This window comes from Segniliparus sp. (assembly GCF_051660745.1).
Classification (GTDB): Bacteria; Actinomycetota; Actinomycetes; order Mycobacteriales; family Mycobacteriaceae; genus Segniliparus.
In genome coordinates, this window is record NZ_JBOFQF010000016.1 from 45,066 (window position 1) to 51,562 (window position 6,497).

5 protein-coding genes are annotated in these 6,497 nt (G+C 68.6%); 1 reads left to right on the top strand and 4 read right to left on the bottom strand.

Features of this window, described 5'->3' with window-relative positions:
• Positions 1-48: 48 nt before the first annotated feature.
• The 4 genes from ACRC20_RS04370 to guaB form a co-directional block, all read right to left on the bottom strand.
• The gene (locus ACRC20_RS04370; RefSeq protein WP_438685122.1) at positions 49-1,113 is read right to left on the bottom strand and encodes a hypothetical protein; all 1,065 of its coding nucleotides are present in this window, start codon (positions 1,111-1,113) and stop codon (positions 49-51) included.
• A gap of 96 nt (positions 1,114-1,209) precedes the next feature.
• Positions 1,210-2,907 carry an FAD-dependent oxidoreductase gene (locus tag ACRC20_RS04375; protein ID WP_438685123.1) on the bottom strand — a complete coding sequence of 566 codons (1,698 nt, stop codon included), beginning with the start codon at positions 2,905-2,907 and terminating at the stop codon, positions 1,210-1,212.
• 97 nt (positions 2,908-3,004) lie between these two features.
• Positions 3,005-4,153, bottom strand: coding sequence for a GuaB3 family IMP dehydrogenase-related protein (locus ACRC20_RS04380; protein ID WP_438685124.1), 1,149 nt, complete (start codon positions 4,151-4,153; stop codon positions 3,005-3,007).
• A 33-nt stretch (positions 4,154-4,186) separates the two neighbouring features.
• Positions 4,187-5,758 (bottom strand): IMP dehydrogenase, encoded by a 1,572-nt coding sequence (guaB, locus tag ACRC20_RS04385; protein WP_438685125.1) that lies wholly within the window; start codon positions 5,756-5,758, stop codon positions 4,187-4,189.
• Here guaB and ACRC20_RS04390 point away from each other — a divergent pair.
• Positions 5,757-6,203 (top strand): DUF5319 domain-containing protein, encoded by a 447-nt coding sequence (locus ACRC20_RS04390; protein WP_438685126.1) that lies wholly within the window; start codon positions 5,757-5,759, stop codon positions 6,201-6,203. The genes guaB and ACRC20_RS04390 overlap by 2 nt on opposite strands.
• Positions 6,204-6,497 lie beyond the last annotated feature (294 nt).

The following is a 6,497-nucleotide window of genomic DNA, read 5'->3' on the forward strand; positions in this document are numbered from 1 at the left end:
CCCCCATTGTGCCAAAACGGGCCGGACCGCGCCCCGATGCGAGGTCGGTCACGCCTGGGACCGTGTCGCGGCGAACGCTGCGATACGCGCGAGCGCGTCGCAGGTGTGGAATTGGGCCGTGACCGAGGTCCCGGAGACGCGAATCGCCGAGACGCGCGCCTCGTCGTCGAGGGAGGCCCGGCCGTCGAGCTGGGCCAGTGCGAGCGGTGGACCGGGCAGTATGGCGTAGACGTCGCGGCAATCGGACCGCTTGTTCTTCGCAGGAGCTGTGCGGACCTCTATCCCGTCGATGGCCCTCGCGGGCCAGGAGGCCTGCTCGCGCGGGGCGACGAGCACGAACGTGATGCGGATTTCGTGCTCCGAGGGGAAGTCGATGAAGCTGCAGGACGGGGCCCGTCCGTCGCGCCTGCGGGGTTCGACGGTCCGTCGGCTCAGCTGGAAGCTCCCGAGGCCGCAAGGATTGGCGAGCGCGAGCCTGCTCGGGCTGCTCTTGTCGCGGCGGGGGAGGCCCTGCTCCGATTCGGCTTTCGCCGCGACGACAATGGCCTGGGCCCGTCCACAGTCGTCCGAGGCGTCGGACGACTCGACCGCTAAATACGCCTGGTTCGCCGGATCAATGGCAGGCGCTTGGGGCTGGTCGGAGAGATCGAGCGGGATTGCCGCGAGACACGACTCGCTCGTCGGCGCGGCGACGAGCAAGTCGCCCTCTTTCTTCGCGTCTTCCAGGTCGGGCATGTCGCTTCTTTTGGCGACGAAGAGGTCGTCTTCGTCGTCAGGGCCGCCGGGCTTTGCGGCAGAGCTGAAGAGCCTGCAACTGGAGAAGTCTCGGGAATGCTCGCCTGCTGTGTTGCTGTAATAGCCCCATGCGCGCAGGTCGGGGATGGCTCGCGAGATCGCGACGGGGTCGACCAGCCCGCAGATGTCGATACGGCGGATCGCCCGGTCGACGAGGCGGATGGCGGCGCTCCCGTGCATATTCCCGGTGAGCCTGCCTGAGAAGAAATATGGGTCGGGTGGCGGGCCCGCGTCGTCCGACGCGCTCTCGGAGCCGCATCCGGCGAGCAGCGCGAGCGCCGCGACAACAGCGCCGCCCCTGACGATGAGCTCCCGCACACGCCGAGCGTAGGAGACGGCGATGAACGGGGGATGGTCTCCGTTTGAACGCGGCTCGTCCCGCGACCGTCGAGAACGCGGAGGCCGGTTGTGCCGCTAGGAGCGAACCTTCGGCCAGCCCAGCGCCGCCGGGGCCCCGGCGGGCACCTGCGGGTTCTTCGGGGCGACGGGCTCAAGGCGCTGGTAGGGCTGGCCCTGTGCGGGGCGCAGGTCCGCCTCGCCCTTGTTCGGCCACAGGGAGGCGGCGCGCTCGGCCTGCGCGGTGATCGACAGCGAGGGGTTCACGCCGAGGTTCGCGGAGACCGCCGCCCCGTCCGTCACGAACAGGGTCGGGTAGCCCCAGGCGCGGTGGTACGGGTCGATGACGCCCTTCTCCGAGGAGTCCGAGATCGGCGCGCCGCCGATGAAGTGCGCGGTCATCGTGAGGTTGAAGACGTCGGGCCACGTGCCGAAGGGCCTGCCGCCGATCTTCTCGGCGATGCGCCGCGCGGCCTCGTTGCCCTTGGGGATCCATGTCGGGTTGGGCTCGCCGTGGCCCTGCTTGGACGAGAGTTTGAGACGCCCGAACAGGCCGCGCTTGACGAAGGTGGTGAGCGAGTTGTCCAGGGTCTGCATGACGAGCACGATGATCGTCCGCTCGCTCATCCGGCGCAGCTTGAGCACCATCAGCTGGGGCCTCGGGTCGCGGATCAGCTCGCGAAGGTACGTGGCCCAGCGCGGCCCCTTGCCGTCGCCGTCGGTCAGCAGGGCGCCGAGCGCGAACATCGCGTTCGCGCCCCTGCCGTAGCGGACGGGCTCGATGTGGGTGTTCGGCTCGGGGTGGAACGAGGAGGTGATGGCGACGCCCTGGCTGAGGTTGTCGTCCTCGTCCACCTTGGGCCGGGCCGCGCCGAGGATGGACTCGGAGTTGCTCCGGGTGAGCTGGCCGAGACGGTCGGACAGCTTGGGCAGCACGCCCTCGGCCTTCATCTTGTGCAGCAGTTGCTGCGAGCCCCAGGTGCCCGCCGCGACCACGACGTTGCGCGCGGTGAAGACCTGCTTGCCCTTGCCGAACCAGGCGCCGGGGTGGCGGGTGCGCACTTCCCAGGAGCCGTCCGGCAGCTGGCGCACTTCGCGGACCTCGGTGAGGGGGAAGACCTTCGCGCCTGCCTTTTCTGCGAGGGCGAGGTAGTTCTTGACCAGAGTGTTCTTCGCGCCGACCCGGCAGCCGGTCATGCAGGAGCCGCATTCGGTGCAGCCGGTCCGCTCGGGGCCCGCGCCGCCGAAGAAGGGGTCGGGGACGGCGACGCCGGGTTTGTCGAAGAACACCCCGACCGGGGTGGCGACGAAGGTGTCGCCGACGCCCATGTCCTCGGCCACTTCCTTCATGATCCGGTCCGAATGCGTCGGCTTGGGGTTTGTCACGACGCCGAGCATCTTCTGCGCCTGCGCGTAATGCGGGGCCAGCTCGGACTTCCAGTCGGTGATGTGCGCCCATTGCGGGTCGTTGAAGAAGGTGTCGTTCGGGATGTAGAGGGTGTTGGCGTAGTTCAGCGAGCCGCCGCCAACGCCCGCTCCCGCGAGCACGGTGCAGTCGGGCAGGAAGTGGATGCGCTGCATGCCGAAGGCGCCGAGCTTGGGGGCCCACAGGAACTTGCGCACGTTCCAGTTGGTCTTGGGGAGCTCCTCGTCGGTGAACCGCCTGCCCGCTTCGAGGACGGCCACGCTGTAGCCCTTCTCGGCGAGGCGCAGCGCGGTGACGCTGCCCCCGAATCCGGAACCGATGACGAGGACGTCGAAGTCGAGTGCGGTCATGCTGGTGGCCTGCTTTCAAGCACAAGGAACGATGTGGGGCTGTGTTGTCGAAATTACACCAAACCGGCAATGTGCCTTGACATGAGGGTGGCCTTTGTCAAACGCGGACGGAGAGGCCGACCTTCTGGAATTCCTTGATGTCGCTGTAGCCGGATTTGGCCATCGCGCGACGCAGCCCGCCGACCAGGTTCGTCGTGCCGAACGGGTCTTCCGAGGGGCCGAAGAGGACGTGTTCGAGGGTGGGCCGGTCCTCGTCCTCCGCGACGTCGACCGGAGCGACCGCGCCTCGGGGCACCGAGGGGTGCGCCACTGCGGAGGGCCAGTACCAGCCCTGCCCGGGCGCCTCGGCTGCCGCCGCGAACGGGACTCCGAGCATGGCCGCGTCGGCCCCGCAGGCGATGGCCTTGGCGAGCTGGCCGGAGCTGATGATGTCGCCGTCCGCGATGACGTGGACGTAGCGCCCGCCGGTCTCGTCGAGGTAGTCGCGCCGCGCGGCGGCCGCGTCCGCGATGGCGGTCGCCATCGGCACGCCGATGCCGAGGACGTCCTCGCTCGTGGTCACGCCCTCGGTGGAGCCGTAGCCGACGATCACGCCCGCGGCCCCGGTGCGCATGAGGTGCAGCGCGGTGCGGTAGTCGCTCACCCCGCCCGCGATGACGGGGACGTCGAGCTCCCCGATGAACGTCTTGAGGTTGATCGGCTCCGCCGCGTCCTGCGTGACGTGCTCGGCGGAGATGATCGTGCCTTGGATGACCAGGAGGTCGATCCCCGCCTCCAGCAGGACGGGGGTGAGCTCCCTCGCGTGCTGCGGGCTGACGCGCACGGCGGTGGTGGCCCCGGAGTCCTTGACGGTCCGCACAGCGGCGGCCAGCAGCTCGTGCCGGATCGGCGCGCTGTGGAGCTCTTGGAGCAGCCGCACGGCCTTGCGCGGGTCCGCGTCGCCGCCCGCGACCTCGGCCACCTGCGCCAAGAGGCTTTCCACGTCCTGGTGGCGCGCCCAGAGGCCCTCGCCGTTGAGCACCCCGAGCCCGCCGAGCTTGCCGAGCTGGGCCGCGGTCGACGGGGAGACGACGGCGTCCGTGGGGTGCGCGACGAGCGGGAAATCGAACGCGTAGGCGTCGAGCCGCCACGACGTGGACACGTGCTTTGACGAGCGGGTCCTGCGGGAAGGGACGATGCTGATGTCGTCGAGCTGGTAGGTTCGGCGCGCTGTTCGGCCCTTGCCGATCTCGACGAGTTGGTCCATAGCCGAGCAGTTTACCCGCAGGCCGGGCGTGTCTTATCTTTGCGCGTAGTTCGGGGCTTCCGCAGTCATCGTGATGTCGTGCGGGTGGCTCTCGCGAAGGCCTGCGGGGGTGATCCGGACGAACTTCGCCTGCTGGAGCTGTTCGATGCTGGTCGCCCCGGTGTAGCCCATCGCGGCCCGCAGCCCGCCGGTCAGCTGGTGGATGACGCTGGGCAGCGGGCCCTTGAACGGCACTCGGCCCTCGACGCCTTCCGGAACGAGCTTGTCCTCGGCGAGCTCGTCGTCTTGGAAGTAGCGGTCGCGGGAGTAGGACTTGGCCTTGCCCCGGCTCGACATGGCGCCGAGCGAGCCCATGCCCCGGTAGCTCTTGTACTGCTTGCCGCCGACGAAGATGACTTCGCCGGGGGACTCGCTGGTGCCCGCGAGGAGGGAGCCGACCATGACCGTGGAGGCTCCGGCGGCGAGGGCTTTGGCGATGTCGCCGGAGGATTGCAGCCCGCCGTCGGCGATCACCGGGACCCCTGCGGCCCGGCAGGCCGCGGCGGCTTCGAGGATCGCAGTGATCTGCGGCGCGCCGACGCCTGCGACCACGCGCGTGGTGCAGATGGAGCCGGGGCCGACGCCGACCTTCACCGCTTTGGCTCCTGCGGCGACGAGCGCTGCGGCGGCTTCGCGGGTCGCGACGTTCCCGCCGACGATCTCGACGCGGTCGCCCAGCTCGGCGACGAGCTTCGAGACCATTTCGAGCACTTTCCGGCTGTGCCCGTGCGCGGTGTCGACGAAGAGCACGTCCACGCCCGCGTCGGCGAGGGACATGGCCCGCTCCCACGCCTCGTCGCCGACGCCGACGGCGGCGCCGACGAGCAGCCGCCCGTCCTCGTCCTTGGTGGCGTTGGGGTATTGCTCGGTTTTCGCGAAGTCTTTGACCGTGATGAGCCCGGTGAGGGAGCCGTCGCCCGAGACGACGGGCAGCTTCTCGATCTTGTGCCTGCGCAGGATGCCGAGGGCTGCCGCCGCTGTGACCCCCTGCGGCGCGGTGACCAGCGGCTGCTTGGTCATCACTTCGGCGACGGTCCGGTCGAGGTCCACCTCGAAGCGCATGTCCCGGTTGGTGATGATGCCGACGAGGTGGCCGTCCTCGGAGACGACCGGCAGGCCGCTGATCCGGTACCGGGCGCACAGCGCGTCCACTTCGGCGAGGGTCATGTCGGGGCGGCACGTCACGGGGTCGGTGACCATGCCCGCCTCGGAGCGTTTCACTGTCTCCACCGCTTGCGTCTGCTCGGCGATCGAGAGGTTGCGGTGCAGCACGCCGAGTCCGCCCGCTCGGGCCATGGCGATGGCCATCCGGGCCTCGGTCACCGTGTCCATCGCGGAGCTGACGAGCGGCACTTTCAGCCGGATTTTCGATGTCAGCTGGCTTGAGGTGTCCGCCTCGGCGGGCATCACGTCGGACTCGGACGGCAGCAAAAGCACGTCGTCGAAGGTCAGTCCGAGCATGGCGATCTTGGCCGGGTCGTCTCCGCCGGTCGGCGGCGCTAGTGCCTCAATCGCCGGCAGGCTGGTCCTGGTCGCTTCGGGCAGTGCGGTGTTCACGCTTGCCATGGTAATCGGTGCGAGAAAGGGTAGTGTTGTAACTGTGCACGAAGACTCGCCACACGATCCGTTCGACCGAGACCTGCCGTTCCACGGGCTGGGCGCTTCGGGGTGGGAAGGATTCGAGGACGACGACGTCCCGACCCCGATCGACGAGCAAGAGCGGGAGGCTATCGAGGAGGACTTGCTCGACCTTGAGGCCTTCGAGGAGCTGTTGCGGCCCAGGGGCGTCCGAGGTTTGGTGATTCTGTGTGACGAGTGCCACGAGGAGCACTACCACGATTGGGACATGCTTCGGTCGAACCTCAAGCAGCTGCTGCGTGCCGGCACGACCGCGCCGCACGAGCCGCCGTTCCAGCCGGACCCTCGGGACTATGTGAGCTGGGACTACTGCCGGGGCTACCGGGACGCGCATTTGCACGAGTCGTGGACCACCCGGCGCCGTCGGCGTTGATTTCGAAGCCTGCGCTGATTTCCGGGAAGGGCCGACGGTTACAAGTCGGCACACGAGCGTTGCGCAAGACTGCAATAAGTCAGTGCACAAGCATGTGGTTTTTCCTTGTTCTGCCTGGTATTTTCGGGTATAATCGAACGTATGAATGACACGGTGGGAACCGGTTCGGCGGTGAGGGATTTGTTCGCCGCGCTCGCAGAAGTGGAGCGCGAGGAGTCCCTGCTGCTCTCCCGGAAAGCGGTGCTGGTGGCGAGGATCGCCGAGAAGGTCGCGGAGCGCCAGATCGTGGAGGAG